At 40.4% G+C, this 16,804-nt stretch carries 13 protein-coding genes and 5 tRNA genes; 7 read left to right on the forward strand and 11 right to left on the reverse strand.

What is annotated here, in order from left to right:
* Positions 1–8: 8 nt before the first annotated feature.
* The 6 genes from I6E70_RS06280 to I6E70_RS06305 all read left to right on the forward strand — a co-directional run bounded on the left by I6E70_RS06280 (position 9) and on the right by I6E70_RS06305 (position 5,861).
* Positions 9–1,616, forward strand: coding sequence for an ABC transporter substrate-binding protein (locus I6E70_RS06280; RefSeq protein WP_010553755.1), 1,608 nt, complete (start codon positions 9–11; stop codon positions 1,614–1,616).
* Positions 1,616–2,650, forward strand: coding sequence for an ABC transporter permease (locus I6E70_RS06285; RefSeq protein ID WP_197188311.1), 1,035 nt, complete (start codon positions 1,616–1,618; stop codon positions 2,648–2,650). Before I6E70_RS06280 ends, I6E70_RS06285 begins: the two co-directional genes overlap by 1 nt.
* Positions 2,637–3,530, forward strand: coding sequence for an ABC transporter permease subunit (locus I6E70_RS06290; protein WP_007580954.1), 894 nt, complete (start codon positions 2,637–2,639; stop codon positions 3,528–3,530). Before I6E70_RS06285 ends, I6E70_RS06290 begins: the two co-directional genes overlap by 14 nt.
* A complete protein-coding gene (locus I6E70_RS06295; protein WP_007580952.1) occupies positions 3,531–4,523 on the forward strand; it encodes a peptide ABC transporter ATP-binding protein in 993 nt (330 codons plus the stop codon).
* A complete protein-coding gene (locus tag I6E70_RS06300) occupies positions 4,523–5,284 on the forward strand; it encodes an ATP-binding cassette domain-containing protein (protein ID WP_010553756.1) in 762 nt (253 codons plus the stop codon). The genes I6E70_RS06295 and I6E70_RS06300 overlap by 1 nt, the downstream gene beginning before the upstream one ends.
* Before the next feature lie 85 nt (positions 5,285–5,369).
* A complete protein-coding gene (locus I6E70_RS06305; protein ID WP_197188312.1) occupies positions 5,370–5,861 on the forward strand; it encodes a VOC family protein in 492 nt (163 codons plus the stop codon).
* Positions 5,862–5,969: 108 nt separating this feature from the next.
* On the opposite strand, the gene I6E70_RS06310 is transcribed toward I6E70_RS06305, so the two are convergent.
* The 11 genes from I6E70_RS06310 to I6E70_RS06360 all read right to left on the reverse strand — a co-directional run bounded on the left by I6E70_RS06310 (position 5,970) and on the right by I6E70_RS06360 (position 15,527).
* Complete coding sequence (locus I6E70_RS06310) at positions 5,970–7,871, reverse strand: SurA N-terminal domain-containing protein (protein ID WP_197188313.1); 1,902 nt, start codon at positions 7,869–7,871, stop codon at positions 5,970–5,972.
* A 171-nt stretch (positions 7,872–8,042) separates the two neighbouring features.
* On the reverse strand, positions 8,043–8,333 hold the full coding sequence (locus tag I6E70_RS06315) for an HU family DNA-binding protein (protein WP_157823336.1): 291 nt from the start codon (positions 8,331–8,333) through the stop codon (positions 8,043–8,045).
* Between the two features lie 183 nt (positions 8,334–8,516).
* Entirely contained in the window at positions 8,517–10,886 is a 2,370-nt protein-coding gene (lon, locus tag I6E70_RS06320; RefSeq protein WP_024592760.1) for an endopeptidase La, read from the reverse strand.
* A gap of 151 nt (positions 10,887–11,037) precedes the next feature.
* A complete protein-coding gene (clpX, locus tag I6E70_RS06325; RefSeq protein ID WP_002958344.1) occupies positions 11,038–12,321 on the reverse strand; it encodes an ATP-dependent protease ATP-binding subunit ClpX in 1,284 nt (427 codons plus the stop codon).
* 135 nt (positions 12,322–12,456) lie between these two features.
* Entirely contained in the window at positions 12,457–13,074 is a 618-nt protein-coding gene (clpP, locus tag I6E70_RS06330) for an ATP-dependent Clp endopeptidase proteolytic subunit ClpP (protein WP_007580937.1), read from the reverse strand.
* A 164-nt stretch (positions 13,075–13,238) separates the two neighbouring features.
* A complete protein-coding gene (tig, locus tag I6E70_RS06335; protein ID WP_007580935.1) occupies positions 13,239–14,543 on the reverse strand; it encodes a trigger factor in 1,305 nt (434 codons plus the stop codon).
* A gap of 378 nt (positions 14,544–14,921) precedes the next feature.
* A tRNA-Pro gene (locus tag I6E70_RS06340) sits at positions 14,922–14,998 on the reverse strand.
* Between the two features lie 70 nt (positions 14,999–15,068).
* A tRNA-Pro gene (locus tag I6E70_RS06345) sits at positions 15,069–15,145 on the reverse strand.
* A 14-nt stretch (positions 15,146–15,159) separates the two neighbouring features.
* Positions 15,160–15,235: transfer RNA gene (locus tag I6E70_RS06350), tRNA-His, on the reverse strand.
* Positions 15,236–15,318: 83 nt separating this feature from the next.
* Positions 15,319–15,395, reverse strand: a tRNA-Arg gene (locus tag I6E70_RS06355).
* A gap of 55 nt (positions 15,396–15,450) precedes the next feature.
* Positions 15,451–15,527: transfer RNA gene (locus I6E70_RS06360), tRNA-Pro, on the reverse strand.
* Between the two features lie 352 nt (positions 15,528–15,879).
* Here I6E70_RS06360 and folD point away from each other — a divergent pair.
* Complete coding sequence (folD, locus tag I6E70_RS06365) at positions 15,880–16,734, forward strand: bifunctional methylenetetrahydrofolate dehydrogenase/methenyltetrahydrofolate cyclohydrolase FolD (RefSeq protein WP_002958348.1); 855 nt, start codon at positions 15,880–15,882, stop codon at positions 16,732–16,734.
* Positions 16,735–16,804 lie beyond the last annotated feature (70 nt).

Here is a 16,804-nt window from a genome sequence, read left to right on the forward strand (position 1 = left end):
TTATGCGGGTGCATAAATTATTACTTGTTTTGCTTGCCACCACTTTAGTTGGTTGCCTTGATAGCAAAGAAGAAATCATAGAAGAAAAAAACCAAGGCTTAGTTTATTGCGCTGAAGCTAACCCTGTGTCGTTTAATCCGCAAGTCACGACCACCGGTTCAACTATTGATATAATTGCTAACCAATTATACGACCGTTTAATTAGCATTGACCCTGTTACGGCAGAATTTCAAAGTGAGTTAGCAACCGATTGGAAAATTAGTAAAGATGGTAAATCAGTTACCTTTACCTTGCGTAAAGATGTAAAGTTTCATACAACTTCTTATTTTACCCCATCGCGGGATTTTAACGCCGACGACGTTATATTCACCTTTAGCCGATTATTCGATGTATACAATCCATATCACTTTGTGGGCGATGCCAATTACCCGTATTTTCAAAGTGTGGGGATTGATCAACTTATTCGTAAAATTGTGCGCGTGTCTGACTACCAAGTCCGTTTTGAATTGTTTAATCCTGAAAGTAGCTTTTTAGCTAATATGGCCACCGACTTTGCCGTGGTGCTTTCAGAAGAATACGCCATGGAACTTAAGAAAAAAAACGAAGAAAACTTATTTGATCAGTACCCTATTGGCACTGGCCCGTATATTTATAAAGAATACCGCCGAGATCACCTTGTACGCTTTTACCGTAATCCACTTTATTGGAAGCACGACGTTGCACTTGAACAATTGGTTTACGACATAACCCCTAACGGCACTACGCGTATAGCAAAAATGCTGACTAAAGAGTGCGATGTAACGGCTCATCCAAGTAGTGCGCAATTAAGTATTTTAGCGCAACGTGATGATATAAACGTTGAAAAAGAAACGAACTTAAACATAGGTTATTGGGCGTTTAATACAGAACGTGCCCCGTTTGACGACTTACGCGTACGCCAAGCACTCGCACATGCAATAGATGTAGATAAAATAATGCAGGCGGTTTATTACGGTAACGGTACTCGCGCACAATCTATTTTGCCGCCAACCTCTTGGGCGTTTGAGCCACAAGAAGATATACCTACGTTTGATCCAGAACTTGCTAAAAAGTTACTAATTGAAGCAGGCTTACCTGATGGCTTTGATATGACGATATGGGCTATGCCTGTGAGTCGTATTTATAACCCTAACGCGCGGAAAATGGCTGAGCTTATGCAAAGTGATTTACGCAAAGTGGGCGTTAATGTAAGCATTGTAGAATATGAGTGGAACACGTTTATTCAACGTATTGGCGAGCATAGGCACGACAGTGTATTACTTGGTTGGGCCGCAGATACACCCGATCCTGATAACTTTTTTAGCCCACTGCTGAGTTGTACCGCTACTTTTAGTGGTAAAAACCCTGCAAACTGGTGTAATCCCCAATTTGACTTATTGCTTACTCAAGCACTAGACACCACTGATTTAAACAAACGTAAAAAATACTACGAAGACGCACAAAGCTTAATTATTCAAGAGCTGCCGTTATTACCGATTGCGCATGGCCTGCGCTTTCAAGCGAGTAGCGCCGACGTGGAAGGCATAACACTTGGCCCATTTGGCGCTATTTCGCTTGCCAATGCGAGGAAGAAATAATGATCTTAGATTATATTTTACGTCGCCTTGGTTTGTTCTTTTTTATGATACTGATGCTCAGCGTATTTACGTTTTCACTGGCGTATTTATTTCCCGGTGATCCGCTAAGTAATTTAAGCGGCATACCAAGTAGTAACTTTGCACAGCATAGTGAGCTTGAAGAAAAATATTTATATAACAGCAATTACTTTATGCAATACATTGCCTTTTTAGGGCGAATATTTCAGGGTGATTGGGGGCTTTCGTTTGCCTCTGGTAATAGTGTGTTTAGCCATATTGTTGATTTGCTACCAGCTACTTTAGAGCTAAGCGTATACGCATTAATTGTATCGGTTGTTATTGGTGTACCGACTGGCATTTTAGGCTCTGGGTATCATAAACGTTGGCCCGACAAGCTTATAAACTCTACCACTATGGTGGGTTATTCAATGCCTGTATTTTGGCTCGCATTGTTATTAATAATGGTTTTTTCATTAAAGCTTGGCTGGTTTCCTATGTCGGGCAGAATGGGGCTCCTTTACGAAATACCCGCCAGTACTGGGTTTATTTTAATTGATATTGCACTGGCTGGCTTTCCATATAAAGGAATGGCCTTTGTTGATGCGCTGCGCCATTTAACACTTCCAACTATTGTACTGGCTATGTATCCAACCACTGTATTAGTGCGCTTTACTCGCGAGTCTATGCTTAAAGTAATGGATCAAAACTTTATTAAAACAGCTAGGGCAAAAGGCCTTAACCGCCGCCAACTTATCATGCACCATGCACTGCGTAATGCATTACTGCCGGTAATTAAGCAAATTGGTTTGCAATTTAGTACGCTAATAACGCTTGCGATGATTACCGAAGTTATTTTTTCGTGGCCGGGTATTGGCCGATGGTTAATCGATAGTATTTATCAGCGTGACTTTCCTGCAATTCAAGGCGGGTTAATGGCAGTGTCTTTATTTGTTATTTTAGCTTCTATTACAGCTGAGCTTACTTACACTTTATTCGATCCACTCTCGCGGAATCAGGCCCATGGCAAAGTTTAATTTATTTTCTGAAGAGTCGAATAAATCGCCACTGGCGCGATTTTGGCGAAAGTTTAAAAATAACCACCCTGCTTTGGTTGGTTTATGGATATTTATGGCGTTTGCACTATTAGCCGCCACCGCTCCTTTTTTAGCCCCGTATGGTGTAAACCAACAACACACTGATGCACTGCTTATTCCGCCATCGTGGCGAGAAATGGGCGATGTACGCTTTCTTTTAGGTACCGATGATTTAGGCCGTGATGTACTCTCACGCTTAATGAATGGTGCTACGTATACGTTTGGCCTCTCTGTTGTAGCCGCCCTAATCACGACTATTTTTGGTGTGTTAGTGGGTACTTTTGCAGGGATTAGTAAAGGGCTGCGTTCAAGCTTTTTAAATCACTTACTTGATATAACGCTTTCTATTCCTTCTTTGTTACTGGCAATAATAATAATCGCCATACTCGGCCCGGGTTTAATGAATACCGTATGGGCAATTATTTTAGCATTACTGCCGCAGTTTATTCACTCAGTGCGTAACCTGATTGTTGATGAATTAAGTAAAGATTACATTACTGCGTTTAGACTCGATGGTGCGTCTAATTGGCATATTATATCGCGTGGTATTTTTCCTAATATTTATGAGCATATTGTGGTTATATTCACGATGGCGCTTTCTACCGCTATATTAGATATTTCAGCACTGGGATTTTTAAAATTAGGGGCTCAGCCACCGACGACCGAATGGGGCGCAATATTAGCCGAAAACCTAGGCCTCATTTATTTAGCACCGTGGACTGTAGCGCTACCTGGTATACTGTTATTTTTAGCCGTGTTATCTACTAATTTAGTAGGCGATGGCCTGCGACAAGTGCTAAAAGCACGTAAGGCTGATTAAATGCAATTACTCGATGTTCGTAACTTAACAATTGAACTACGTACCTCTGAAACTGTAATTAGAGCCGTAGACAGAGTGAGCTTTAGCTTAAAAGAGGGCGAAGTACATGCGCTTGTAGGCGAGTCTGGCTCTGGTAAAAGCCTAATAGCAAAAGCGATTATTGGTGTATTGAACGAACGCTGGGACATTACTGCCGACCGTATTCATTGGCGCGGCGTAGACTTAATGCGTTTAAGCCCAGAGAAACGCCGTAAAATAGTAAGCCAAGATATAGCGATGATCTATCAAGATCCAAGTCGCTGCCTTGACCCAACCGCTAAAATATTTGACCAAATTGCCGAAACACTCCCAGAGATCGCAACTAAAGGTTTCTTTTTAAAGCGCAACCGCGAGAGAAAAGACAGAGTAAAAGCGCTTATTCATAAAGTGGGCATTAAAAACCACGAAGCAGTACTAAGTAGTTACCCTCATGAGCTCTCAGAAGGCGTATGTCAAAAAGTAATGATTGCAATGGCCATTGCCCGCACGCCTAAGTTATTAATCGCTGATGAGCCAACTACAGCGCTTGAGAGCACAACTCGCGCACAAGTATTTAGATTACTAAAAAGCTTAAACCAACTTAAAAACATGTCTATTTTGATGATCTCTCATGAACTTGAAGAGATTGCACATTGGTCGCATGGCATTCATGTTTTATATTGCGGGCAAATGGTTGAAGCAGGCCCAACCCATGAAATATTTAAACAGCCTCGCCATCCATACACGCAAGCATTACTAAAAAGCTTGCCAGACTACGAACAAGGTTTAGCGCATAAAGAACCTTTTTATGCACTTAAAGGGACTATCCCTACCCTGCAACACTTGCCTATTGGCTGCCGCCTCGGGCCACGTTGTCCGCAAGCACAAAAAGCCTGCGTGGTAACACCTACCCTTACTAAGCATCATGGTCATAGTTATGCGTGCCATTTTCCGTTAATTAAGGATATGAAATAATGCAGCCGCTACTAAAAGTACAAGCACTATCAAAAACATTCAATGTGCGAGCTGGGCTTTTTTCACGTAAAAAGTTTGAAGTACTTAAAAATATTTCGTTTTGTGTCGGTAAAGGCGAAAGTATTGCCATAATTGGTGAAACAGGTGCAGGTAAAAGTACATTAGCAAAACTACTTTCTGGAGCTGATACTGCTGATAGCGGGCAAATTTTGCTCGAGAATAATATTATCGAAGATAATGGCGTACGCGATAATCAATGTCGCCATATTCGTATGATTTTTCAAGATTCAGCTGCATCGCTCAACCCGGGGTTAACCATTGGCGAAATGCTTGATGATTGCCTGCAATATAATACTGAACTTGATGCTAGTGAACGCACTGAAAAGATTGATGCAACGCTTTCAAAGGTGGGTTTGTTAATCGATCATAAACACTACTACCCGCATATGTTTAGTGTGGGGCAACTACAGCGTGTTGCGTTTGCTCGTGCATTAATTTTAGATCCTAAGGTGATTGTGCTTGATGAAGCCGTTTCGTCTTTAGACCCTTCTATACGCGCGCAAATAGTGAATTTATTACTTAAGCTGCAGCGCGACACAGGCCTTACGTATGTGATGATCACCCATCATTTAAGTCTAGTGCGCCACATCAGTGATTATGTGGTTGTACTCGATAAAGGCGAAGTAGTTGAATACGGCCCTACTGAAGATGTTTTTCAAAACCCCCAATCAAAAGTAACGCAGCGATTACTTAGTTGCTAAACGCAGCCTAGCGTGTAATGTAATCTCCTTTATGAAGGTCTTTGTTAAATGCGCAATTTAACAACTAAAACCATAAAGAGGATCTATGCTAAAAAAAACATTACTCACAGGCATCTCATCATTAGCGTTACTACTGCTATCAACAACCTCAATAGCTGACGAAAACTCTACCTCTGAAAGTTGGGTTGGTGGCGTTGATCATTTAGGTTTAACCGTATCAAACTTAAATGCATCCAAAGCATTTTTTACTGATGTACTTGGTTTTAAAAAGCTAGGAAGTGATCCAACCTACCCCGCTTATTTTTTATCAAACAATAAAATAACCATTACATTATGGCGCGTAAAAAATGATGAAAAACGTGTGGAGTTTAATCGAGCAGAAAATGTGGGCTTACACCATTTAGCACTCAGTGTAGAAAGTATCAAAAAGTTAAGCGAGCTACATACACACTTAAAAATGCAAAATAATATTATTATAGAGTTTGCACCAGAAAACTTAGGTAACGGCCCAACCCAACATATGATGATAAGAGAGCCTAGCGGCAATCGAATTGAGTTTATTGCCAGAGGTAATTAATACCAACCTGCAATAATACTTAATTAAGCGAATTGGTAATATACCAACTTTATTTAAGACAATAAAAAAGGCGCTTTAAAAGCGCCTTTCTTTATGAGCTAAAATTAATTATTCAACAGTTTGTGTAGCCGTTGGTAAGTTAAGTTCAGCATTGGCTTTAAGCGCTTCAATAAATACCATGTAGTTTTTATTAGCTTGCGCCATAGTAATGCTTTGTTTTGCTTGAGGGTCAATATTAGCTGCAACTTGTGCATCTGTTACCGACTTAAGCGCAACAATTGCTGCATCACCATTATTTAAATTAACAAGCTCAACTACCGCAGAATCTGCTGGGTGAGCCATTTTAAATGCTTGAGTCACAATAGCAGGTGAAACAGTGTAGCTTTGACGTGTTAATTGCGCTTCTTGACGAACCGTCAAGCTTTGCTCGTTTGCTACATCGTTTAAGCTCTTACCTGCTTGTACTTCTGCAAATAAGCTACGCGCTTTTTCTTTAGCAAGCTCAGACGATTTTTCATTAACTAAACGCGCTTTAATTTGCTCGCTTACTTCATCCAGCGCTTTAGTAGCAGCAGGTTTATGCTCGTTAATACGAACAATAATTGCATGCTCCTCACCAAGCTCAATCACTTCAGAGTTTACTTTATCTTCAAGTAAATCAACTGATGTTAGTGCTGTTACAACTGCAGGGCTGTTTAAAGGCTCTGGTAGAGCATTAAGTGCTAAAAGAGGTGTAGATTTAACTTCCACTTCAGCAACTTCTGCAGCGTCGTCTAAGCGGTCTGAAATTTCAAATGCAAGTGCGCCCATTTCTGTTTGCTTTTCGTAAAACGCATCTACTTTTTCAGCTTGTTCTAATTCAGCACGTAAGTCAGCTTTAACATCGTCATACGCTTTAACTTGTTGTGGTTGAATGTCTGTAAGTTTAATTATGTGATAACCAAACTCAGAAGCAACAACCTCAGAAATGTCACCTTTGTTTTGCAGTGCGAAAGTCGCGTCTTCAAATGCAGGGTCCATTACGTCACGTTCAATCCATTCAAGGTCACCGCCCATTTCGCCACTAACGATATCGTCAGATGATGACTCTGCTAACTCAGCAAAGTCTGCACCTTGCTCTAGTTGTGCATGAAGTGCATTGGCTTTTTCTTTTGCTGCATCATCGTCTTCACTGTTATCAATTAAGATATGTGATACGCGACGCTTTTCTGGCTCAACGTACTGCGCTTTGTTTTGCTCGTAATACGCTTTAACGTCATCCTCGGTTACCGATTCAACATTAATATCTGCTGCTTTAAGCTCAATATAACTTACTGAAATAAGCTCTGGAGATAAAAATTGTGATGCGTTTAGCTCATAGTAATCAGACACTTCTTGCTCTGATACTTCTACGTCCGCGGCAAGCGCTTCTTTATTAATGACTAAGTAGTCAATACTACGAGTTTGCTGCTGCAGAGCAATTGCGCTTTTAAGCTCGCTCTCTAAGGCAAAGTCTGTACCTGCAACAGCAGATACTACCTGACTGCGTGTCATATCTTTACGTAAGTATTCACGAAAAGCATCTGGTTGAAAGTTCATTTGACGAATTACTTGTAAGTAACGATCGTTATTAAACTTTTCACCAATTTGAAAGTACGGTAGTTCTAAAATTGTTTTACGTACACTTTCGTCGCTTACGCGAAGGCCTAAATCAGCCGCTAGCTGTGATTGCAATTCTTGTTGTACTAAGCGGTCAACTACACCTTGGCGAATTTGCGCCATGTAATTTGGATCAGCGGCAATTTGTGTAAAATATTCACCAAATTGTTGCTCTAAACGGCTACGTTCATTTTGGTAAGCACGGTTAAAATCGGTTTGACTAATTTTAATTCCATTTACTTCAGCAACGGGTTGTTCTGTGGTTTGACCTAAGTAACTACCGATCCCTGCTAAGGCAAAAGATAAAATCACCGCGCCTAAAATTATTTTGGCTACAGGTCCTTGCGAACCTTCTCTGATTTTCTCAAGCATTTGTTTATCTCTTTTTGATCAAGGTATTTTACCTTGTCACATGTAAAAAAAGCGTATCTTACCAGATACGCTTTTTCACTTGAAGTAACTGGCGGTAAAGTTACTTAATTCATCTGTTGTGGTGAATCAGTAACTTTACACTCGCCATAACTAATGTGTTTAAAACAGTGATTAGTTTACTGCGTCTTTAAGCGCTTTACCGGCTTTAAAAGCTGGAATAGTTGCAGCAGCAATTTGGATTGTTTCACCAGTTTGCGGGTTACGGCCTGAACGTGCAGCACGGTCACGTACTGAGAAAGTACCAAAACCAACAAGTGCAACTGAGTCGCCTTCTTTTAGCGCGCCAGATACAGATTCGATGAATGAATCTAGTGCACGACCTGCAGCCGCTTTAGAAATGTCAGCATCAGCTGCGATTTGATCGATTAATTGAGATTTATTCACAATATCATCCTCTTTCATTGTTATTATCAAGAGCGATGGTTTTTTAAACTAACATCACTTTTTTGAAAATTGTAGAGCAAACTTTTAATGCTCACATGATTATATTTTTCTTAAGCCTACGCCCCATAAGGGCTAGGCTTGAAAACCAGTGCTTAACTTATCATACCGTTTAGATTTGAAAAGCCCTAAAAAGCACTTTTTTTAGCTTTTTTCTTGGTTTTTAGGTGTTTCGACCGAAAAACTCTCAACAGGATGCACTAAAGCAAGCTTTAACACCTCGTCAATCCAAGTAACTGGGTGAATATCAAGACCTGCCAGCACGTTCTCTGGAATCTCTTTTAAGTCACGTTCGTTAATTTTTGGAATGATTACTGTTTTAATTCCACCACGATGCGCCGCCAATAATTTCTCTTTTAAGCCACCAATAGGAAGTACTTCACCACGTAGCGTAATTTCACCGGTCATTGCAACATCTGCTCGTACAGGGTTACCCGTTAAGCTAGATACAAGACCTGTTACCATTGCTGCGCCCGCACTAGGACCATCTTTTGGTGTTGCGCCCTCAGGTACGTGAACGTGAATATCACGTTTTTCGTAAAAATCGCTATTAATACGAAATGTATCTGCGCGATTACGTACTACCGTCATTGCCGCTTGAATCGACTCTTGCATCACATCGCCCAGTGAACCGGTATAAGTAAGTTTACCTTTACCTGGTACAGCCGCACATTCGATTGTTAGCAAATCACCGCCAACTTCTGTCCATGCTAAACCTGTAACTTGACCAATACGGTCGCCATCTTCAGCTTTACCATAATCAAAGCGTTGCACACCTAAAAAGTCTTCTAGGTTATCTTGATTGATAGTCACTGTTTTAGTGTCTTTTTCAAGTAAGATATTTTTAACTGCTTTACGGCATAGTTTTGAAATTTCGCGCTCTAGGTTACGTACACCCGCTTCACGTGTGTAGTAACGAATAATGCCAATAATTGCACTATCTTCGATAACTATTTCAGACTCTTTTAAGCCGTTACGTTTTACTTGTTTAGTAATTAAGTGCTCTTTTGCAATGTTTAGCTTTTCATCTTCGGTGTAACCCGATAAGCGAATAACTTCCATACGGTCCAGTAATGGGCCCGGAATGTTAAAGCTGTTTGATGTTGCGACAAACATGACATCAGATAAATCGTAATCTACTTCAAGGTAATGATCGGCAAAGTGGCTATTTTGCTCAGGATCAAGCACTTCTAATAGTGCTGATGCTGGGTCGCCACGCATGTCTGATGACATTTTATCGATTTCATCTAACAAAAATAATGGATTTTTAACGCCCACTTTTGTCATGTTTTGAATTAGCTTACCTGGCATTGAACCAATGTATGTACGACGATGACCACGGATCTCAGCTTCATCACGTACGCCGCCAAGCGCCATACGAACATACTTACGACCAGTTGAACGCGCAATAGATTGCCCAAGTGATGTTTTACCAACACCTGGTGGCCCAACTAAACATAAAATTGGCCCTTTAAGCTTATTAGTACGCTGTTGTACTGCGAGATACTCAATAATGCGTTCTTTTACTTTATCTAAGCCGTGGTGATCGCTATCAAGAATTTTTTGCGCGCCCGCTAAGTCTTTTTTCACTTTAGAGCGTTTTTTCCATGGCACATTAATTAATGTGTCAATGTATGAACGCACTACAGTCGCTTCTGCAGACATTGGCGACATCATCTTAAGCTTATTAAGCTCTGTCGTCGCTTTGTCTTGTGCCTCTGCTGGCATACCCGATTCTTCGATGCGTTTTTTAAGTGCTTCAAATTCGTCAGGTACATCGTCAAGCTCACCCAGCTCTTTTTGAATAGCTTTCATTTGCTCATTGAGGTAATACTCGCGCTGAGACTTTTCCATCTGCTTTTTAACGCGGGTACGAATTTTCTTCTCAACTTGCAGTAAGTCTATTTCGCCTTCCATTAATGCCATTAAATATTCAAGACGTTCTGTAACGCTTGAAATTTCTAGCACTTTTTGCTTTTCAGGTACTTTAAGCGGCATATGGGCTGCCATTGTATCGGCAAGGCGTGCTGGCTCATCAATACCTGAAACTGAAGTTAGTACTTCAGGTGGAATTTTTTTGTTTAGCTTTACATAGCCTTCAAACTGGCTAATTGCGCTACGAATAAAAATATCTTGTTCTTTCTCATCTACTGAATCAGATTCAATAAATTGAGCATTAGCAACAAAAAAGTCATCGTTATCTACAAATTCTTCAATTTGTGCGCGCTGTGTACCTTCAACTAAAACTTTAACTGTACCGTCTGGTAATTTTAATAACTGAAGTACAGTGGCAATAGTACCGATACGATAAATATCATCTTGCTCTGGTTCATCTACAGTTGCATCTTTTTGTGCAACCAAGAAAATTTGTTTGTCTTTGTCCATTGCCGCTTCTAGGCATTTTATTGATTTTTCACGGCCAACAAAAAGCGGGATCACCATGTGCGGGTATACCACAACATCGCGCAGTGCAAGGACTGGGATTTCGACTCGGTCGGTTCTCTCAAGCGTCATTATAGTTTCTCTTCGCACTTCATTTATTTTAAAGATTACTCAAGTATATGGGGATAACCTAATTAAAGTTCAACAATTTTCCCATACTCGATTAAATTAATTATAAAAAAAGGAGCCTAAGGCTCCTTTTTTCATTCAAATAGCTTAAAAACTATTCTGATGCAGCTTTATCTTGTTTATTATTTTCATAAATCAAGATTGGGTCTGACTCACCTTTAATAACGGTTTCATCAATAACCACTTTGCTTACGTCATCCATTGAAGGAAGTTCGTACATAGTATCAAGTAACACACCTTCAACGATTGAACGAAGACCACGTGCACCTGTTTTACGCTCCATTGCTTTGTGGGCAATTGCAGCTAAGGCATCATCGCGAAACTCAAGTTCAACGTCTTCCATACCAAACAATACTGAGAACTGTTTAGTAATCGCGTTTTTAGGTTCACTCAATATTTGCACAAGAGCAGCTTCGTCAAGTTCTGTTAACGTAGCAACTACTGGCAAACGACCTATAAACTCAGGAATTAAGCCGTATTTAACTAAATCTTCTGGTTCTACGTCTTTAAACGTTTCACTTAAAGAACGACTCGCCGCAGATTCTTTTACGCTAACGCCAAAACCGATACCGGTATTTTTATGGCTACGTTGCTCAATTACTTTATCTAGGCCTGAAAATGCACCACCACAAATAAACAAGATTTTAGACGTATCTACTTGTAAAAACTCTTGTTGTGGATGTTTACGACCACCTTGCGGTGGAACAGAAGCAACGGTGCCTTCAATCAGTTTAAGTAGCGCCTGTTGAACGCCCTCACCCGATACATCACGTGTAATTGACGGGTTATCTGATTTACGAGAAATTTTGTCAATTTCATCAATGTAAACAATGCCACGTTGCGCTTTTTCAACATCGTAATCGCATTTTTGTAAAAGCTTTTGAATGATGTTTTCAACATCTTCACCTACATAACCTGCTTCGGTTAATGTAGTGGCATCGGCCATAGTAAACGGCACATCAAGTAGACGCGCTAATGTTTCTGCAAGTAATGTTTTACCACTACCTGTTGGGCCGATAAGCAAAATATTACTTTTACTTAATTCAATGTCTTGCTTAGTCGATTGGTTACGTAGGCGTTTATAATGGTTATAAACGGCAACAGACAATACTTTTTTAGCATGATCTTGACCAATAACATAATCGTCTAAGTGTTTACGAATTTCTTTTGGTACAGGTAGTTTGTCAGACGTATCATGCTTAGGAGCAATGTCTTTGATCTCTTCCCTGATAATATCGTTACACAACTCTACACATTCATCACAAACGTATACTGAAGGGCCTGCAATTAATTTACGCACTTCATGTTGGCTTTTGCCACAAAAAGAGCAGTATAACAATTTATTACTTTTGTCGCCGTCTGTAGGAGTGTCAGACATTCAGCTACCTCATTTTATTACGTTGGCCACCAAAACTGTTGGCGGCTATTTCAATACGCTTTAACTATACCAAAATTTATTGGTTTTCGCATAGTAACTCAAAGTGGCAAACAGGCAATCCTGCTCGCCAAGCGCTTACTTTTTGTCGCGATTTGTAAACACAGAGTCTACCAAGCCGTAATCTACAGCTTGCGTGGCACTCATAAAGTTATCACGATCTGTGTCTTTAGAGATAATATCTAATGGTTGGCCTGTATGCTCAGCCATTAAGCGGTTAAGCTTATCTTTAATAGACAGAATTTCTTTAGCATGTATTTCAAAGTCAGATGCTTGACCTTGGAAACCACCTAATGGTTGGTGAATCATCACACGTGAGTTTGGTAGGCAAAAACGCTTACCTTTAGCGCCAGCAGTAAGTAAAAAAGCACCCATGCTTGCAGCTTGACCTACACATATTGTACTTACATCTGGTTTGATGAAGTTCATTGTGTCGTAAATAGCCATACCCGCAGTTACTGAACCACCTGGTGAGTTGATGTATAAAAAGATATCTTTATCAGGATTTTCTGATTCTAAAAATAGCATTTGCGCTAAAATCAGATTTGCCATGTTGTCTTCAACTTGACCTGTTAAAAAGATAATACGCTCTTTTAATAATCTCGAATAAATATCATACGAGCGCTCGCCTTTCGGTGTTTGTTCAACAACCATTGGGACCAATGCATTTAGGGGATCTGTAATACCAGTATTCATACTTATTTAATTCCTTATGCGCTTATACTTATCCTTATTATAAGGAAGCATAGTTATCGTTTTTCGCAAATTTAGAGCCAAAAACTAAAATGGCCCGGGCACGCTGTATAAACAGAGTAGCACGAGCCATTTAATCGTTAGCGAGAGCTTAAGTCAATGACTTATTAAGCACCTTGCTGTGGATTCATGATGTCATCAAATGCTTTTTCAACATCAGTAACAACTGCTTTAGCTAAAATAGCTTCAACAGCTTGCTCTTCCATTGCTACATTACGCATTTGCTGCATAAGTTGATCATTACCTTTGTAGTATTCTACTACTTCAGTTGGATCTTCGTATGCAGAAGCTACCGTTGCGATTAATGCTTCAACTTTAGCGTCATCAACTTTAATCTCGTTAGCTTTAATCACTTCACCTAATAAAAGGCCAGTTTTAACACGTGTTACAGCTTGCTCGTGGAACAATTCAGCTGGAAGCTCTGGCATGTTTTGAGCGTCGCCGCCAAAACGTTGAGCTGCTTGCTGACGTAGAGCATCAACTTCTTGATCAACAAGTGCTTTAGGCACTTCGATTTCGTTGTTAGCTAAAAGACCTTTGATTGCTTGGTCTTTAACGCTTGCTTTAACCGCTTGGTCTAGCTCACGTGTCATGTTCTTTTTAACTTCTTCTTTAAGCGCGTCTACGCCGCCTTCGGTAACACCGAATTTAGTTGCAAACTCTTCGCTTAATTCTGGTAATTCTTGCGCTTCAACTTTTTTCACTGTGATAGTGAATTGAGCCGCTTTACCTTTTAAGTTTTCAGCGTGGTAATCATCAGGGAAAGTTACATCAGCAACTACTTCTTCGCCTGCTTTTTTACCTACGATGTTATCTTCAAAACCTGGGATCATACGACCTTGGCCAAGTTCTAATGGGAAGTCTTCAGCTTTGCCGCCTTCAAATACTTCACCGTCGATAGTACCTACGAAATCAACTGTTACACGGTCGTTTTCGCCAGCAGCTGCATCAACATCAGCCCACGCTGCGTGTTGCTTACGAAGTGTTTCTAGCATGTTAGCTAAATCTTCGTCAGTCACTGTTACCGCTGGTTTCTCAACAGTAATTTTATCTAAACCTTGAACTTCAACTTCAGGGTAAACTTCAAACGTTGCTGAGAATTCTAAATCTTTACCTGCTTCAAGTGATTTAGGTGCGAATGTAGGCGCGCCAGCTGGATTGATTTTTTCAGAAACGATTGCTTCAATGTAATTACGTTGCATTACTTCGCCAGCAACTTCTTGACGAACTGCAGGGCCAAAACGCTTGTTAATTACAGATACTGGAACTTTACCAGCACGGAAACCATCTATACGCTGTGTTTTTGACAGTTGTTGTAGGCGTTTTTTTACTTCGGTCTCAACGTTCTCTGAAGGAACGGTGATAGTTATACGGCGCTCAAGGCCTTGGGTCGTCTCAACAGAAACTTGCATGATTTACCTCAATATTCAATTTTGGCGACTGTTCGCCTTCCTTTACAAACAAAGTGATCTGCATGAGTCTTGATAAAGTTTAAGCGGTTTTTCACACTTAAAAGCATCCGTCGCTACCATGAGACACCATTGCTGCTTTGCCCTTCGGGCACTATGTTAAACAATAGACGCGGCATTATAACCTAATATTTATGATAGTCGAGTATAGGGGGCAATTATTTGGACTAGATAAGGGACTATAGAGACTAACTGAATAAAAAACAGGCTAACTAGGCATTGAATGGATTAAAGTAGAAATTATTTAATAGAATTATAGGCTAACAGATTTAGATTTATAACTTAGAGGAATTTATTTATTATTCTTATTAGATAAGAAAATGGTCGGCGATGCAGGATTTGAACCTGCGACCCCTTGGACCCAAACCAAGTGCGCTACCAAACTGCGCTAATCGCCGACATTGAAGAGTTAACTTCTTTTTTCATACTGAACACTTAAACTGAGAGTTTAAGACCATTTTAAGAAAATGGTCGGCGATGCAGGATTTGAACCTGCGACCCCTTGGACCCAAACCAAGTGCGCTACCAAACTGCGCTAATCGCCGATATTCGTTGTAAATGGGGTGACTGATGGGGCTCGAACCCACGACAACCGGAATCACAATCCGGGGCTCTACCAACTGAGCTACAATCACCGCTANACCCACGACAACCGGAATCACAATCCGGGGCTCTACCAACTGAGCTACAATCACCGCTATATTTACATGTTTTCAAATGGTGCACCCAGAAGGATTCGAACCTTCGACCCACGCCTTAGAAGGGCGTTGCTCTATCCAGCTGAGCTATGGGCGCATCGAAAACTTCATAGTTTACCAATAAGCTATTCGATTATAATAAATTATAAAAATGGTCGGCGATGCAGGATTTGAACCTGCGACCCCTTGGACCCAAACCAAGTGCGCTACCAAACTGCGCTAATCGCCGAAACTTATTATTGTTAGCGAGTGACCTCGTTGACAACGGGGTGCATAATAGTGATTTGACGGGGTTAGGTCAAACGTTTTTTTAATAAAACCAATCAAGTGCTCATTTTTAGTGCACAATGGTTAAATATTACAATAGTAGGCTGAAATTTAAACTATTTAATAACTCAAATGTTATATACATTAAAAGCAACTTGGCGCTGCTATGCTTTTCTGCGAAAATAGTAGGCACATTATAAAACGAGTTAAATAAAGAGTATGTTTTCTTTATTAGCATTTTTACCCCTATTTTATTATGCATTCGTTTTTAGAGTATCGGTATCTAGTTAATTAACCCCAATTAAAGGTCACCCATGACGGCAAACATCATTGATGGTAAGGCAATCGCAAAACAAGTACGTAGCGCTGTAGCAGAACGCGTAAGTGAACGTGTAGCAAATGGTTTACGTGCACCAGGACTTGCAGTAGTACTTGTAGGACTTGATCCAGCAAGCCAAGTTTATGTTGGTTCAAAACGTAAAGCCTGTGAAGAAGTAGGTTTTATCTCCAAATCATTTGATTTACCAGCAGACACGCAAGAGCAAACTCTTTTAGATTTAATTGACGAGCTAAATAATGATGCCGAAGTTGATGGAATTTTAGTGCAGTTACCACTGCCAAAAGGTCTTGATGCTGAAAAGATTTTAGAACGCATTACCCCACATAAAGATGTTGATGGATTTCATCCATATAACATTGGTCGATTAGCACAGCGTATGCCTGCCCTTCGTCCATGTACCCCTAAAGGTATTATTACATTACTTGATTCAACGGGTGTACGTTATAAAGGGATGCATGCAGTTGTCGTTGGCGCGTCAAATATTGTTGGTCGTCCAATGTCGCTAGAGCTTTTATTAGCGGGTTGTACTACCACAGTATGCCATAAGTTTACTCAAGACTTAGAAACGCATGTTCGCCGCGCTGACTTATTAGTTGTGGCTGTAGGTAAACCTGAATTTATACCTGGAGATTGGATAAAAGAAGGCGCTATAGTCATCGATGTAGGCATTAACCGTTTAGACACGGGTAAATTAGTTGGTGATGTTCAATACAGTGTGGCTGAACAAAAAGCGCATTTTATTACACCTGTACCAGGTGGCGTTGGCCCGATGACGGTCGCGAGCTTAATTGAAAACACACTTGAAGCGTGTGAGAAATATCACAGCTAAGCTGTTAAAAAATCAAAAAAGGGTTGCCATTTGGCAACCCTTTTTTTGTTTAACGTGTATTACTTTAAAC

Source organism: Pseudoalteromonas sp. NGC95, from assembly GCF_015864705.1.
Classification (GTDB): Bacteria; Pseudomonadota; Gammaproteobacteria; order Enterobacterales; family Alteromonadaceae; genus Pseudoalteromonas; species Pseudoalteromonas arctica.